Source organism: Leifsonia sp. NPDC080035, from assembly GCF_040050925.1.
Taxonomy (GTDB): domain Bacteria; phylum Actinomycetota; class Actinomycetes; order Actinomycetales; family Microbacteriaceae; genus Leifsonia.
In genome coordinates this window covers 273,688-289,360 of the sequence record NZ_CP157390.1, presented here as the reverse complement: position 1 = coordinate 289,360, position 15,673 = coordinate 273,688, and the positions used below count along the sequence as shown (strand labels likewise).

The window sequence follows — 15,673 nt, the reverse complement described above, 5'->3', positions numbered from 1 at the left end:
TTCGTCCTCGTTTCGTCTCCGGTAGACTCGTCACGCTGGCCTCTGTAGCTCAATGGAAGAGCTGCTCCGTCCTAAGGAGAAGGTTGGGGGTTCGAGTCCCTCCAGGGGCACTGTCTTTAGCACCCACAGTGGCTTCCCCTGTCTTGTCATCCACTTCAGGGGGAGCTACTGAGGCTTCTGCCAGTACTGGGGCGAGATTTACGCGGATTCCGCCCTCTTCGGGCAAATAGTCAATCTGGACGCCCAGAGCGTCGTAAAGGCGGTTCAGACGCTGGTTTGACGCCCTGTCGAGTACTTCCTTGCGGGTCTCGGTTGCGAGCTGCCGCATGAGCTTCGTTACGCCATCCACATCCAGGTTCTGTGCGTTCAGCTTGGCAATCTCGTCATCGAATACCTTCGCTTCGGCAATGCGTAGGCGGTAACGCTCGATTGCTGTCTGGTCGCCCGATTCAACGAGGCTGAGGAGGTTGTACGCTGCCGTTCTCTTCTTCGTCCGCTCGACTTCTAGTTTCGCAATCTGGGTCTGCACCTTTGGTGCAGTCGCTTTGAGCTGCTTGATGAGCAATGGGAGGTTGCGGCGGGAGAGGCTCTCACTAAGCCACTGGTGTAGAGCTTCACTCACCTGCCAGTCATAGACAGCGACCCGTTCCACACCATCCCTGGCATTGGTGCGGTAGCGAACCTTCCCGTGGCGAGTCTTGTCCAGCGTCATCTTCTTGCCTTTGTAGAAGATGCGTCCACGCAAGGGCTCGGATTCACCCGTTCTTTGGACTGCCTTCTTACGGGGAGCGGTTAGAGTCCGCTTCGCCGTTCGGAGGTTGAAGACTTCCTTGAACTCTTCGTCACTGATGATCGAGGGATAGACCTTGGTGTGCGAGTAAACCATCGGCTCACCTAGACGGGTCTTCTTGGTCTCGGTTCCCAGTCGAGGATTTGACTCATCGAACGGCACGAGCTTCTTTCGCTGTTTGCCGTATACGCGATAGCCCGTGTAGGTGGCGTTATCGAGAATCGTGGACAGCGTTGCAATGTGCCATTCCGCCCTACCTGCAGGCGACGGGATGAGGTCTCGTGCTAGCCCTGCCGCAATCTCGCGAAGACTGCGACCGTTCAGGTACTCCTCAAAGATGCGTCGTGCCACAGGAGCGGTTTGCGGGTCAATCTGGAGCGTTTGAAGCGGAACCTTGACTCCACGCTTCTCCGCCTCGCGAAACGGGACGAGACGGTAACCGTACGGCGGGTTGCCGCCCAACCATCTCGGATCATCGCTGAGAGCGATTGCCGTCATGCTGTCACGAACTCGCCCGCTAACAGTTTCGCTCTCGACCTTGCCGATGATGCCTTCTAAGGCGAGGTGGAGCTTGTGGGAGAGGTTGGAGTCGTCATAGCGACCACCTACTTCAGGAATCCAAAGTTCGATTCCGCCTCTCTGGAGGAGGTAGAAAACGTCTTCTAGCTGACTGCCTGAGAACACACGCTTCGCTTCTCCTATGACGAGGGCGTTCCATTCGGGCTTGCCGTTCATAACGAGGTCGAGCAGCTCCGCACCCTTTGGGCGTCGAATGAGCGGAATTGTCCTGCTGTAGCCCTCATCGAAGTACTCAGCGACGATTTCGCCGTGACCCGCGATGATTTCGTTGGCACGTCGGAGCTGCCACGCACGCGAGTTCTCGCGGTCTTGAAGTCCTCGCTCGTCTTCGGTGGAGACCCTCCCATAGAAGGCGAACTGGAGGGTTTTAGGGCGGGTTACGACTGGTCGCTTGTCTACGATTGTCGAGCTGAGCGGATGAGGCTTAGGTGCGTCACTCATCGTCCGTATCCTCCGCGTTCTCGCGTTGAGCGTCATCCAGAATGTCCCAGAGGGCGGCTACGACGCCTGGACGGGTGATGACCTCGAAAGGCGTTGGGGCGTCTCCGACAATCTTGAGAGGCTCGACTCCACGAGCAATAGCTGATCGCTGCTCTTCGGGCTGGTTCTCGGACATAAAGGCTCCCCTCCAGGATCACATTAGCGGGGAGGCTGGAGGGGAGCAGCGGGAGGGAAGGGCGGGTTAGACGCTTGCGAGCCAGTGCGAGAGGTCGTCTCGTATCTCGGGAGCGGTGTTGGGGTGTTGGACGATAAGAGCGGCGAGCTGCTTCTCCGCGTACAGAGACTCCTCATCTCTGAGAGTGGCGATGAGCTGAATGACTAGGGTCGGCAGGTTCTCTCGGGTTAGAAGGGCACGGAGAATCCGAACGTCGTCAGGGTCGCCTACGTCGGCGTAGTCCAGGAACTGACCTACCATCCCTTCGTCTGTGGGATAGCCGTCGTCAGAGAGAGCGATTGGCAGGTTTTCGTTGCGAAAGGCGTTCGCTCGCACGTTCACTTCAGCATCTACGGCGAGGAGGTTGAGTATCCCCTCGCTCGATGAAGGGTTCGCTGCGAGTGTTGCACGCACAATTGGCTCTGGGCTGTTCGCCAATCGGTACTCTTCGTCGTCCTTCAGGTGCGGGGATTGTGCAAGCTCTAGGTCGCGGGCAAGGTCGTACGTGAACTGTTCGGGCACGTATGGCGTGCTAATTGACGCGGCTTCGGTGTAAGCCGGCTTGGCGGCGAAGAGGTTCTTGAATAGTGACATGGGGGTCTCCAATGTGTGGTTGAGAGACCGAGGTGCCCCTCAGCTTCCATATCGGAAGAAACGAGAAAGTCGGGGCGAGTGGACTTTCTTCCCGCACACAAAGACAGATCGCTTACAACTGCCAGATCAAAGAGAAAGCCACCACTTAGGACGCGGTGGCTTTCTGAACTCAGGAAGGTCTACTGGAGGTAAGCGACGGTCGCGTGCCGCTCAACACTGCTCCTGTCGTACTTCCGCAACGTAGCCATCGAGCTGTGGAGCGAGACTGCCGCTATGTCGGCTTCCGAGACGCCAGCTTGTGACGCGAGGGTGATGAACGTTGCCCTTAGGGAGTGGCTGGAATATGCGAAAGCCTGTGCGGGCGTAGCGATGGCAGCTTCAACGAGGCGGTTACGCAGAGTCTCGGTGATAGCAATGTTCGGGTTCAGCATCTTTGTCGCCTGGACAGCCTTCCTACCGCGAATTGCGGGGAACAGAGGGAAGTCAGGCGTGTTGTCCTTCGAGAACCCGAAAAGCCCCAGCACAGACAGCCACTCGTTGAGTGCACCTATCGGGTCAACACTGCGGCGAGGTGACTTGGCTACAGGAATGTAGTTGCCCTTGCCGAGCTGGTCGGTCTTACTGAAGCGGACTCTCACCACAACCCCGTCAATCGACACTGCTGGACTTACGTCACTAAGAGTCAGCTCGCCCAGGTTCTGCGAACGAAGAGCAGTCGCGATGCCGAGCGACAGCATCGCCCGATCCCGAATGTCCCGAGGCGTCCTGCCCTTACGCAGATAGGCATGGAGGGCTTCTACCTGGCTCAGTGTGAGGCTCTGTGCCTGCTTGGGCGTGTGGCTCTTGGTCTGGCGGGCGAGACCCTCCATGAACGCCCTAGTGGGCTTTGAAACGAGCACGGCGTATGCCCTGGCGTTCTCGTAGCCCGCGAAGTACTTGATTGCGGAGAGCGTCTTGTTCACCGTCGAGTACGTGCGTCCGCTTGAGACAAGGTTCTGGAGGTAGGAGAGAACCTGCTCCAGAAAACGTGCATCAACGAACTCGCCAGCGTCGTCCAGGGGGTACAGGTTCCAGCCCTGCGTCTCGTAGTAGCGGCGTAGAAGCTTCATCGCTTGCAGGTACGCCTTGCGGGTAGCAGGGGCAACCTCATCCGCAATCGTCGCCAAAACCTGCTCGCGGTTGGTGATAGTGAAGGCGGGAGATGCGACCGCAAGAACTTCGTTCATAGTTCGATGATGCCGTGCACTACCGACATTCTGACTAAGAGAACCAAGCCGAGAGAATGGCAGTTCTATGAGGTTGCCATACGGAAGTCAGGAGTGAGAGTGACAATGCTGATGTGGCTGAAGTAACGCTTCTGCATCCCCGCAAACGTTCCGACCCGCCTGAGTGGTCGGTAAGCATCGGGGGCACTGTTGTGGGCTTCATCAAACAGAGACGACTGGTTGCAGCATCCCGACCCTTTTACGAGGCGTATGTGATCCATCCCAATGGGCAGACATACTCCATTGAGCTTTCGACTGAGTTTGACGAACGAGTAGAGGCAATAGAGCTATTTGTTTCAAGCCCAGGGTCGTTCAACCAGCACTTCCCACCCCACGCTCGCTTCTAACGGAAGCATCCGCAAGGCAGAACGTCCTTATCCCGCGGGATGAAAGTCGTACATCGACGTAGGAAGACCCCGAGCACCTCCCAGGGTCGGGGTCTTCCTACGCTCTCCGATATGGCATCCCTATCCGACGAGACTCCATTGCCGGTTACAACTGCCAGTCTGCCTGTGCCCACCTGACCGACTTGATTTGAGCGATAGTCACAGTCGTTCCGCCTTGCTCTGGCTGATTTGACAATTCGTATCCGCCGCTCTTGGAGACTAGATAAAGCGGCACGGTGGGTGTCTGCGTAAGGGGAACCCCGAGCGGAGCTTGGGACAAGGCGGTGTAGAGGGCTTGAGGGGTTCCACCGTAGGTAGGGGAGGGGTCGAGCTTCAGCAGGTATGCTTCGGGCTTCGGGTCGTCCAACCACAAGTTGTCAACCGCCAGTTTTGTTGTCGGTTGTAGGGTTACTTCCCAGCCTGTGTCGCTGGTAGCTCTCACCTTCAAAAACGCCCAATAAGCATTTACCGCAACCTGTTCGGAAGGCGGAGCGTCCTTTCCATAGACGGTCTTGTATAGCGTCCACGTGTTCTCAACGTTCTTGTCGTACTCGCTCTGAGGTTGGGGCGACTGGGAAACGCTTGGGGTAGCCCGATTGCTTTGCTGGTTCGCGGCTTCGGCTTTTGCGTGCGGTTCGATGCTGGCAGTACATCCGCTCAGCGTGAGTGCGGCTATCAACGCAAGGGTCAGTAGCTTTGTCTTGGTGGTTCTCATGGTGTGTTCCTCTCTAGTCGAATGAGAATGCTCGGGTGTGAGCGGATTAGTTGAAAATCGGGTGACGCTTCATTGCTGGACTTTGCTCGTTGGCATGTGAGTCCTCTTTGGCGAGGGAAGTGCTGATGACAGCTCCGCGTAGGAACTCGATGTAGAACGTTCCCTTCTCGAACACGAACTCGCCAAGCTTGTATTCGAACCGTTTGTTCGCCTCCTCGTCGTCAATTACCAAGATGTTGTCTTTGAGGCTGGTTTGGGTTTTGAGCTTTTCAAAGACACGTTGCCAAGTCTCGTGCGTTAGCAGACGCTTGTGCTTGTCACTGACAGGTAGGAGTTTGCCTTCGGGGCTGGCATCTTCCTCGTAGCCGATGTAGCAGTTCGCAGTCGAGAAAGATGCATAGTCGGACTTGAACCGAGGCAGAAGTATGTTCTGTTGGTCAATCTCTTCGTTGCCTGTCTTTCGCCCTTTGTGGCGGAGCACACCAATTGGCTCATATAGGCAGTACTTGGTGCTTAGCCCAGCCAATTGGGTTCCGTGCAAGTCCTTCACTGCTTTGGTGAGCAGCTTTCGGAATGCGGCTGCTTGTGCCTTCTGTTCGTCTGATGCTTGACGTTCAACTTTGCCCATTGGTTTCTCCTTGTGTTTGTGGGGTCAGTATGAATATCGGCAGATTCGGCAGAAGTGGAGAAATTGGTTTTAGAGAAACAACCGATATATCCATCAAAGGCACCGAGCCTGACGAATGGAGAAACATGACTACAACGATGAGAGCGGTACACGAACGACTCGACAGCATCGCCCAAGAGGAAGGCGTGGACTTAGACGCTTGCTACGTCTTTCTGGACACCCCAGGAGAGATTGAGCTATTCATTCCTGAATGGGTCAGCGGTGCGGAAACCCCAGAAGAGACTGTTGCCCCAATAAAGTGGCTGCCTCGGAAGTTCGTTGAGCGAGTACGAAGTGACAGTTTGATAACTTCACTGGCACGCAGGGGTAGTACTGAGGAGTGCTTTGCTGAAGATGATTCACAGCTTTGCGGCATTGTCATTCCATACGATGCTGACTTGCTGGAGCTACCACAGGAGTGACTCGGAAGGCGATTCTGCCGACGCAGACATGACATGGTTACGACGGAAGCCCTCACATTTCTGAATGTGGGGGCTTCTGTCGTACGGCGATGCCGCAGGTCTCGTTGCTACTTCAGCGTCATCCGTTGTAGCCGTCTTGCACTGCTGCCTTGCAAAAAGCGGTTGCTTCGGTCTGGTTCGCGAAAGCGTAGGGAATGGTGTTTGCCCATCTGTTGCCGCAATAAGAGTCGGTGAAGTCAGTTAGGGACTGAGTTTCCTTGCCAGCCTGTTGGTCTGCTCGGAAACCCTCACCCACGTAGGAGTCTGCTAGCCACATTTCGCCACCCTTTGCTTTGCTCGCTTGGACAGCGTCTTGTACGGATTTCTTCCACTGGTTCAGGAACAGCTCGGAACAGGAGAAGGGTGCGTCCATAGATGGAGCAGGAGCGTTACCAACCCAAATCCCCTTGCCTGCGGCTGTTCCTTTGGTCGTCGCATCACCTAGAACGTCTGCTTCGGAAATGCCGTAGGACTGCCAGTCTTCTGGTGTGCAGGATTGCAACTGGTTCTTCACGATTTCGTTTAGAGCTGCATCGGAGCTGGAAGAAGTGGGGTCGCCGTTCGATTCGCATTCGCTGCTTTTCCCTGTGAGGGAGTCAAACATCCAACACCTGGGGTCGGCGTTGTCGTTCTTCGCTGTGATGGTATAGGCATCCCACGCTCCGCTAACGATGACCAGGTTGCCGTCGCTTTGAGTGACCTTTACGACCGCTGCCATGTCAGAGGGTCGGCTCTGCGTCTTCATCGAAGCGTCAAGTTGTGTACTTGCAACGTCGCTCTTGAGAGACGCTCCGACTGCCGCTCGCTGCTGTTGAGCAAAGATAGGTATGGCAATTGCTGCAAGGATGCCAATGATGACTACGACAATCATCAGCTCAATAAGCGTGAAGCCTTCTTCGTCGTGTCGGTCGATTCTCCTCAGTGTGTGGTGAAGCATGTTGTTTCCTTCTGTAGTACCTCCTCTCTGGAGGGCTACTAGGAATATCGGTAAATGTTGGAGAAACGAGCGAAGGTGTTCGTTTCTAACCCGACGCTGCTCTTACGACAGTGATGAGAGGGCTAGATGCTCCTTGAGGGCAGTTCGCTGAACCCTGAACCCACTCGTAATGCACTCCGCCTCCTATCGTGTCCTGCACGGGAAGCCACCAGTCCGCCGTGAACCCATAGGTTTGTGACCACGAGAAGGGCTGAGACGCTGAGTCCGACGCCCAGTAGAAGGCGATAGTGCCGTTCGGCTTGTATGCGATGGGGGCGTTCCAAGCCCATGAAGACTTGAAGAGCTGTGCTGGGTCATTCGGGTTTGTGCCATAGAACGGTGTGGAGCCGCTCTTGACGACGTTCTTCATAGTCCAATTGCGAGCGTTCGCTACCGTGGATGGAGCGGCGTCGAGACCTGGGGTCGGGTTGGTGACTTTGAGGGGGTCACCGTTTCGCATCACGGCGAATGGTTTGTCCAATCCGTTCACGGTTAGGTTTCCCTGAAGCTGGCATGTCCAAGATGGGTTACAACTGCTCGGGACGAACTTTGCTCCTGAAATGATGCCTGCCTGTAGCGGGGGATTGAGGTTACATGCGTAGGTATACGGACTAGCGGTTCGTTCGGTTCCTGCCTTACTGCAGTCGTAGCGGGCGGGGATTCCGAGCCACGCTGGGTATGCCCATTTCTCACATTGGCGGTAATCCAGAGTCCACTTGAGGCGGTAGTAGCTGTACATGGGCTGCCCGTTTCGTTTCGCGGTGGACGCCGTGAAGCTTGGCTGCCATGCCCCGACATACGCCTCGGGGCTGGCTAGGTTGACCCCACGGCTCACATAGCCGCTGCTCGAAGCAAGCAGACCGTCGCTGCTGTATTGGGAAGCTCCACCTGCGGTCGAGACGCTGTAGAAGTCGCCTTGCCCGCCCGTGTAGACCTTGCCGCTTCCAAGTAGGCGTTCGATTGGTGCGTACTCATCAGTCGGGTACAGGCAAACGTAGAAGGCGTAGGTCTCCTCATGCGACTTCGGGTCTCGGTAGAAGACGGTTAGTCGCCCGTTCGCGGCTCTGTCTGGACGCGGGTTACAGATGAAATAGACAATCCCCTTGTCGCCGTGGATTGCCCCTCCGTCCGCGAAGTTGCAGGAGTAGGAGCCGCTGTTCTTAGCGGGATATGAACTAGTCGAGGTGCCGCCACCTACAGGCAACCAGCCTGCGGTGCAGCCTTGGTAGTAAGTGACAAGGTTTGAGCTTCCGCTACCCCCTCCGCCGCTTGAGGAACCACCTGAACCCCCTGCGTTCGCAACCTCCCGCCAGTTGCTTTCGGAGTGAGCCGTCGAGTCAACGGAGCATTGGGCTTGGCTGCACGAGACTGCGTATGCACTCTGGGACGTGAAAGCTAAAGCAAATAGGGAGACGATTGCGAAGAGGACTCCTAATAGGGCTATATGTAGTTTGTTCATGGCATCCCGAATTACTTGCCCAATTGGTCAATCGTGCTCTGGTCGCCCTCGTCAAGCTTCACTTCTACCTGGGAGCTGACAACCTTGCCGTGGTCGTCCAGAAGCACCTTGACGTTGCTGTTAGGGGTGCAGCTGATTGTCTGGTCTCCGATTACCAGTGTGCCGCTGTTGTCACACGTATAGTTCTTGGCTGAGTTCATAGCATCGGCTGCGTCAGAAGCGTTGGGTGTAGGGGAAGCCGGCTTGGGCGAGGTGGTACTAGATGACGTGTGTGCGGGCGTTGGCGAAACAGGGCTCGTCGCTGTACAGCCAGTGATAGTCAAAGCAGCAATGAGGGAGCCTGCGATAAGCAAGTTTCGTTTGATGTTCATGGTTCTCCAGGGTTGATAAGTCTTCTACCTATAAGTATCGGTTGGTTTCTTAAACTTGCACAAGCATAGATGTGCGGGGTCGAGTGAGGAGCGAACCTTGCTATGCAAAAGGGGGGAGCTGGAGAACTCCCCCCTTCGGTTTCACACACCGAGTACCTCTTTCGATACTTAGGAGACGGGCTGTGCCGATTTGGTGGTCAGCCCTTCACTATTACATATCGGCAGAAGTAGAAGATTTGGATGGTGTGCGGCACTGTTTGCTTGTCTAACTCCACGCCTCTTTGTAGAAGGCGAGCAGAGCTTCAGGCGAGAACTCTTCTCCGTATTCTGCGAGTTCTGCTATCGAGAACGGCGTTGTGAGGCTACGTAGTCGTTGAAGCTGTTGTTCAACGCCAGCGTTCGGTTGTACGTCACGGAAGAGGTCTTCCATTGCTTCTTGGTATTCAGCCGTTCCTCTGGCTTCTCGGTTGTCAAATGATGCCTTCATGGTGTCTCCTTGGTCGATGTGCGTTCCGCGACTTGCGGTACTCCCTATATCGGTACTTTTGGAGAAACTAGGTGAGGGGCTGAACTCTGAAAGCTTCAGCCCCTCCCGACTACTTGCGTAGGGAGAAGCCACTACTCGTGTCCGCGACGCCCATTGAGTTCAACATGGTTTGCATCGCCTTCTCTTGACCCGCGTGGAAAGCCATGTGGTCAGCCATAGCCTCATCGAGCCAAGGAAGCGGTACTCGTAGGTGGGCGGTCTCCTCTACGAAGTCCTCAACAGTCTTTACGTCTCCGAAGGCTCTTTTCATCGCTTCGTCGTTGCCGTTGCGGATGTTTTCTTGTTCGATGCGGGTCGGAACGAAGGCGGAACGGAACTTGGTTCCCTTGGGGTCACCCTCGGTGGTCATGTACGCCAGACCCTTTACGTCGAGCGGCAGCTCGTGAGCGGGAAGAAACTCTTCCTTCTGGTCAAATACCATGACTGTTTCGGCTTGGTTGGCGGTGCGTACGGAGAGACGGTTCGCGTGGTTTCCAGTGAAGGAACGCGGAGTAAGGTCTGCGGACAATCGCTGGGTAGCACTAATGAGCATGATGGAAGTCTTGCGTGCTTCTGCAGCGAGCCTTCGGTAGTTGTTACGACGGGGCACGTCGTCGCCCTTACCGTCGTTCGCTGAGAGTACTGCCGCGAGTTCGTCCGTTTCTACCAGAATCCCTGGGTATGGGAACAACGCACCATTGGGAAGGGGGAGCATGCCCCATTCGTGTGGCTCGACTTTCTTGCGACCAGTCATGGCGAGCAACTGCATTCGAAGCTGCATCTGGGTCATCAGGGCATCGAGGAGTGGTTCGACGCAACACACGCCTTTTGTGATGAAGGAGTAGCGGTCTTTCCATAAGGCGAGTTCTGAAAGGTTCGGGTCGATTCCTATCATTGCGAGATTCTCGATGTGAGCTGCTCCGATGCGAACATTCTGCTGAAGAATGGACTTCCCAAACCCAGAGGTGCCTGCGATGAGACTGTGTACTTTCAAGCTGATGGTTGCAGTAGAGCCGTCAGGCTTGGTGCCGATGGGTAAGCGTTCAATGTCGTAGGTAGCCATGATTACAAGCTTCCTTCCGACTCGCGGTATGCCTGAAGGTCTTTGGTTGCGTCTACAGCCTTCTCTAGTGCGAGAGTGAATACGACGTTGCCTGGAGTGGGGTCTTCATCCTCAATATCCAAAGCGTGCATCCCCAGGTTGTTGGGCAACGTCTTCAGAATCTTCACGAGGTCGTCGTCTGTCTTGCCTACGACGTTGTTTCTGATTGCGACTTGGATTGCTTTGCCGCCGTCAACGTAGTCAATGAAGTAAATGTGGTCGGAAGCGGCTCGAAGTCTTGCTTTCTCATCTACTTCTGTCTTGCCGTCGCGGTTGGTCTTTTTGAACTGCGATGGTGGGGAGAAGTAGTCAACAGTACAGCGAGCAATTTCCTGCTTGATGGACTTCAAGTCGCGAGGTGTGTTGTCTCTGCTGGAGTGGTTGAGTCCCCAGTCAATGAGAAAGACAAGGAAGAAGTAGAGAGTCAACCAAAGGGCGGTCGCCACGCTCGCGAATATGAATAGGCTTGCAACGAAGGCTGCAAGTGTGTAGATGACCACGACAAAGCCAGCAGTGTGAAGAAGGCTGCGAAGTGCAGCGAAGAACCGACTGGTTCGTAACTCAATCTCACGAACAGTGAGGTTTGTTGAAGTTCTCGCGAGAACGATTGCCACTAGTACGGCGACCAGGAAGCCGAGAAGCAACCACGCCTTGAGCGTGATGGTAGGGGCGTACTGCGAGTTGTCCCAGTGCGAGAAGAATAGAACAAGGATGAGGGCGAACCCCCAAGTGGCGAACACGGCTAGTGGCGTTGCAACTAACCGCCACGTGTCTCTTACGGTGTGTGTGATGTGTTTCATCAGTTTCCTTTCGTGTCGATGAACAGTGAGCTGGAATGGTGCTCAGCTTCTATATCGGCATTTGTGAGGAAACTGGAGAAACGGGGTTACCTGCCGTATTGGGTAAGCGTGCGAACGCCTTCTGAATTGTTGAAGACGTACTGTTGCACGCCTGCCTGGTATGTGTGAGTGGCTTCTGTCAAGCCGCCTCCTGCCAGCCAGTGAACGATTGTGATAGTTGCGAAGAGGATGAATAGGGAAAGGTAGATGTGGTTTGCGATGAACTTGAACATGATGTGTCTCCAGGTGTGTGAATAGAGGCTGTTGTTGCCTCATAATTCATCCCTAACAACCCCGTTTCTTGAGATGCACACTTATGAGTGGTTTCGGCAGGCTTTCTCCAAACTCGTGCGGGGAGTTTGTCCTTTGCGTGCGGGAAGAAAAGGAGCACTCGCAGGGAGAAGCCCCCGCCTGGACTTAGGCGGGGGCTTCTCCCTGCATCCAGTCGCTTCGCTACTCCCAAATCACGCCTGTAGGCAGTGAAATGCCACTGGGTGGAGGTGTCGATTTGGGCGGCACAAGGACAGGTGGTAGGGGTGGCAGAGGCGGTAGTAGCTTCAACTCGGAGTTCCTCGGTGTTCCCGCTGACTCTCCTTGTGCTGCCATCGCCTTGAGCTGTCTTTCCATATCGTCGTTCTTCTTGATTTCCACTACTCGTGACTTGGAGCGTTTTGTTGCCCGCTCCTCCTTGCGTGCCTTCTTGTCTGCCTGAGCTTGGTCGAATGCTCGTTCCTCATCCTGAATGGACGGAAGGGTGGTGTGTTCATCTTCGGGTGACTGGCTCGCCTTCGCATAGCCGTAGATAAGCTGCTCGTGCTCCTGGAGGGGTCGCCCGCCGTTTGATTGTGGCTGGCTCTGGAGGTAGTCGAACATGGCGACGGTTGTCGACCAGCGATGTGGCAGACGGAGTGCTTCCCCCATCCCTAGTGCGTCGTGAACAAGCATCGAGAATGAGTATGGTGTCTCGGTGCCTCTTGAGAGCGGCGTTTCCATCAACCTGCCTATAACCGCCTTGAGTGCGGCTACCAGCTTCTGCGTATAGCTCGGGTCTTTCTGGGCGGCAGCCGTCGAGCGGAGAAACAGCCCAATATCGTGTGCGGCATGTGCCTCTCTGCGTAGGGCGTCGAAGTTAGCCAGTCGTTCACGCAACTCAGCGGAGTCTGCCCGCTCTTGGCGTGTAGCGTCCGACAGCTCCACGTAGCGTGCGATTAGCAGTTGGCGGCGAGCGTAACCGCGTCTCTCATCTGGAGTCGGTTCGTACCCCTGGAGAATCTTCTCTTGGTACTCCTCGTAATTCTTGCGTTCTGCATACCCAGTCTCGACGGCGAGGAGGTCGAAGGCTTTCTGATTTGCGAAGAACTCCTCTTTCGCCTTCTCAAGCTCGCCCGCTTTGCGTTGGCTTTCGGGTGTGTTCTTGATTCGCTCGTATTTAGCTTTCGATTTCTGGTAGTACGGGATGGTGTGGGTCTGGCATCTCAGCCCTGGTCTTGTGTTACACATGTGTCTCCTTCGGTTTCGATCTCTATATCGGAAGAAACCAAGGAGTTCGGTTGAGCATCTTTCTTGCCGCAACCAGCAGACACCTCCCAAACGGTGGTGCCCTCCTAAGTGGCTGGTCTTTGGAGGGCACTACTGTCTCTTAGCAGTTAGCTGCAAGGGCGTGTCTTATGAGGTCGTGACCGCCTCCCGACTTTGCAATTGCGTAGAGGGACTCGGTGTCGTCGTGGTCGAATAGCCACATCACCAGTTCTGCGGTCGGTGTGTACCCTGCTCGAAGCAGCTCCTCCATGTACGCGGCACGCGACTTGTATCGCTGGCTCTCCAAAGCGGCGGGTTCGATGTCGTGATAGCAAGCACTGAATTGGCGTTCCCATTGGTCGCCTGCCTGTCGGATTCGGTCGGGCTGTCTCATGCCGCCCGCCCTTGCACTTGAGCCAACGAGCAAGAGGAGCAGAGAAAGTCAGCCCATCCTGATTCAGCTTGGTACAGGCTGAGGTTTGCAGTTGAACCGCATTCATCGCAATTGCCGTAGGTGTGGAAGGTCATTTGGAATCGCCTCGCACCACTTTTAGAACAAGTCCAGTGATGTAGCAGGGTACTGGAATGAGTGTGATTGCTAGAGCAGCGGGAATTGCGGAGTCTGGGATTGTAAAGTTGATGCCCTGGACTACCATCGTCGTTCCAAGGAGGAGGCACACAACGCCTGCAAAGAGGTAGATGATGCGTGCCTCGGGGGAGAGCGACGACAAAGCGGAATCCAGGTATCTCGCCACTGGGTTAGCAGCCTTGGCGGGAGATGGGATTTGCTTGTATACCGCGTCCACTTGTTCGGTCGAACTGCCGTTTGGTGGGGTCGTGAGAATAGACATGATGTCTCCTATGTGTGTGAGTTATGAGGCGACCACCGCCTCATAATTCATCTCTAACAACCCCGTTTCTCGAGATGCACACTTTGCGGAGCAAAAGGTATGGCGGTACAAATAGCCCCCCGAGCGGTGACCACTCGGGGGGCTAATCGGTCGGATGCGGTGCTATGCAACGGTTTCTGCCTCCTCCACCGTCGAACCGTCAAAGACCCTTAGGCTGCCCAAATCCACACCGCCGTGTTCCGTCACATCTACGGACACCATCCCTGCGGGGGAGTCGAAGCCCCCAGCACGAGCGAACCAGTTAGAGCCAGCGTCCAAAGCCATGCCCTGAAGCCATGTGCGGGGAACTCCGCTCGCGGTTGTTCCTAACGAGGTGAAGAGAAGGTGGTGGTAATGCCCCGTCAGAAGAAGTTCAGTGTTGACTAGTTCCCCCGAAGCAGTCTTCTTGGCTAGCCAGCTTGCCATTCCCTGGCTGCCTGGGCGGGACTGGTCTCCGTGGTGGAGAGCGATTTCGTGCCCCCAGAGGTCTAGGGAGGCAATGTCATCCCACATGCTTGCGGGCGAGTGATAGCTGATTTGTAGACCGCCAGCCTTTGTCGTACGCTCCACGAGCTGGTGTACGGTCAGCCCCCAATCGTCGCCAACCCTCCCGAGCTGTTCTTTGCCGCGACGCCACCGAGAATGGTTGGAAGGGGTGACCATCACATCAAGTTCCTGGACGCCGCGATGCACTGTCGTGATTAGCTCGTGGAGCACTGCGGCGTAGATGTTCACGGCTTCTGGCTCCGAAACGTCACTGGTGAATAGCTGGCTTGTCTGCTGATTGACGCTCTCGATGCCGTCGCCGCCGTCTGCGACTACAGCCCTCTGCACAGGGCGAAGCTTCAAGTCGCGAGTGACTTCGGCTCGAATACGGTTCATGCGTTCTATGAACTCGGGTGTTCCACTCTGGACGCCGCGTCGCGAATCGACCTTGCCTATCTGGGGGTCGGTAAAGAGGTAGACCCGTGCTCGCCCTTTGGCAGTGGGCTTCTGCTGAAGGGGGCGAAGCTTGCGACCCTTCGTAGCCGTATAGAACAAGCTGAGGTCGATGTTGTCGATGGATGGTTCTGGCTCGTAATAGCGAACAGCCTCTCTCCATTCACCGCTTGGCGTCTGCCAGCGACTTCGGCGTACGCCGTTTGAGCCTTGTGGCACTTCTGTATTCATTAGAGATTCCTCCGTGTGTGAGCTGGACAGAAGTTGTCCAGTGGAGGGTTCCTAACGACTGCGTTTCCCGAAGTGCACACTTTTGGGTAGTGGACGGGATGAGGAGCAATTGCAAGAGCCTGTGCCCTCACGTTTGGTACTAGTGATATAAACAGTGAAGGCTTGAACAAGCACAAGTAACCCAAGTCCAGGAGGAAGAGCAATGGCTGAGGCAACCGTCGAGACCGTTTCTGTCAATGAAGCATCGAAGCTGACGGGGTACAGCCCGCAGCGACTGAAGAACCCCGAAGTTCGTGCGTTCCTCATCGAGCAAGGTGCAACCTTTGCCACTAAGAAGGGCGAGCAGAGCGTAATCCCGCGTACCGCCGTGGACGCCCTCGTGGACAAGTTCGGTGCTGCTCGCACTCGCTCCAGCTCGAAGGCTGCAGCGTCGGTTGCTGGCAGTGACGGCGAGCTGGCTCAGTTCAAGGCTGATATCGCCGCCCAGGAGAAGAAGGTCGCTAAGGCTCAGCAGCGGCTGGACGACGCAAAGGAGCGGCTCGCAGAGGAGAACAAGACGTTGACGAATCTCAACCGTGAGTTCAAGAGCCTCAAGCGGAAGAAGGAGCAGACGCTCGAAAAGCAGATTGCCGAGCACAAGGCAGCCATTGAAGCTCTCCTCGCTGAGAAGGAGATTGCCAGCGAGGACTAACCAGTCCTTACACAGAGAG

At 55.6% G+C, this 15,673-nt stretch carries 12 protein-coding genes and 1 tRNA gene; 3 read left to right on the top strand and 10 right to left on the bottom strand.

All coding sequences use genetic code 11. From position 1 onward, the window contains the following. Window positions 1–38 precede the first annotated feature (38 nt). A tRNA-Arg gene (locus AAME72_RS01400) sits at window positions 39–110 on the top strand. Between the two features lie 1,941 nt (window positions 111–2,051). On the opposite strand, the gene AAME72_RS01395 is transcribed toward AAME72_RS01400, so the two are convergent. The 4 genes from AAME72_RS01395 to AAME72_RS01380 all read right to left on the bottom strand — a co-directional run bounded on the left by AAME72_RS01395 (window position 2,052) and on the right by AAME72_RS01380 (window position 5,612). After that, window positions 2,052–2,618 carry a hypothetical protein gene (locus AAME72_RS01395; RefSeq protein ID WP_348788476.1) on the bottom strand — a complete coding sequence of 189 codons (567 nt, stop codon included), beginning with the start codon at window positions 2,616–2,618 and terminating at the stop codon, window positions 2,052–2,054. 179 nt (window positions 2,619–2,797) lie between these two features. After that, window positions 2,798–3,844, bottom strand: coding sequence for a tyrosine-type recombinase/integrase (locus AAME72_RS01390; protein ID WP_348788475.1), 1,047 nt, complete (start codon window positions 3,842–3,844; stop codon window positions 2,798–2,800). 531 nt (window positions 3,845–4,375) lie between these two features. Continuing rightward, on the bottom strand, window positions 4,376–4,984 hold the full coding sequence (locus tag AAME72_RS01385) for a hypothetical protein (RefSeq protein ID WP_348788474.1): 609 nt from the start codon (window positions 4,982–4,984) through the stop codon (window positions 4,376–4,378). Between the two features lie 46 nt (window positions 4,985–5,030). After that, window positions 5,031–5,612 carry a hypothetical protein gene (locus tag AAME72_RS01380; protein WP_348788473.1) on the bottom strand — a complete coding sequence of 194 codons (582 nt, stop codon included), beginning with the start codon at window positions 5,610–5,612 and terminating at the stop codon, window positions 5,031–5,033. Between the two features lie 29 nt (window positions 5,613–5,641). Here AAME72_RS01380 and AAME72_RS01375 point away from each other — a divergent pair, with 29 nt between their 5' ends. Beyond that, window positions 5,642–6,073, top strand: coding sequence for a hypothetical protein (locus AAME72_RS01375; protein ID WP_348788472.1), 432 nt, complete (start codon window positions 5,642–5,644; stop codon window positions 6,071–6,073). Window positions 6,074–6,191: 118 nt separating this feature from the next. Here AAME72_RS01375 and AAME72_RS01370 read toward each other — a convergent pair whose 3' ends face one another. From AAME72_RS01370 to AAME72_RS01345, 6 genes are all read right to left on the bottom strand, one after another. Then, window positions 6,192–7,049 carry a prepilin-type N-terminal cleavage/methylation domain-containing protein gene (locus AAME72_RS01370; RefSeq protein WP_348788471.1) on the bottom strand — a complete coding sequence of 286 codons (858 nt, stop codon included), beginning with the start codon at window positions 7,047–7,049 and terminating at the stop codon, window positions 6,192–6,194. A 2,134-nt stretch (window positions 7,050–9,183) separates the two neighbouring features. Then, the gene (locus AAME72_RS01365) at window positions 9,184–9,405 is read right to left on the bottom strand and encodes a hypothetical protein (protein WP_348788470.1); all 222 of its coding nucleotides are present in this window, start codon (window positions 9,403–9,405) and stop codon (window positions 9,184–9,186) included. A gap of 109 nt (window positions 9,406–9,514) precedes the next feature. Further along, window positions 9,515–10,507: an FtsK/SpoIIIE domain-containing protein gene (locus tag AAME72_RS01360; protein WP_348788469.1), complete on the bottom strand. Its 993-nt coding sequence runs from the start codon at window positions 10,505–10,507 to the stop codon at window positions 9,515–9,517. Between the two features lie 2 nt (window positions 10,508–10,509). Beyond that, window positions 10,510–11,346, bottom strand: a complete 837-nt coding sequence (locus AAME72_RS01355) for a hypothetical protein (protein WP_348788468.1) — start codon at window positions 11,344–11,346, stop codon at window positions 10,510–10,512. Window positions 11,347–11,838: 492 nt separating this feature from the next. Continuing rightward, window positions 11,839–12,885, bottom strand: a complete 1,047-nt coding sequence (locus tag AAME72_RS01350) for a hypothetical protein (RefSeq protein WP_348788467.1) — start codon at window positions 12,883–12,885, stop codon at window positions 11,839–11,841. Between the two features lie 1,031 nt (window positions 12,886–13,916). Then, on the bottom strand, window positions 13,917–14,963 hold the full coding sequence (locus AAME72_RS01345) for a hypothetical protein (RefSeq protein WP_348788466.1): 1,047 nt from the start codon (window positions 14,961–14,963) through the stop codon (window positions 13,917–13,919). Window positions 14,964–15,165: 202 nt separating this feature from the next. Between AAME72_RS01345 and AAME72_RS01340 the strand changes: the two genes are divergently transcribed. Continuing rightward, entirely contained in the window at window positions 15,166–15,654 is a 489-nt protein-coding gene (locus tag AAME72_RS01340; RefSeq protein ID WP_348788465.1) for a hypothetical protein, read from the top strand. Window positions 15,655–15,673 lie beyond the last annotated feature (19 nt).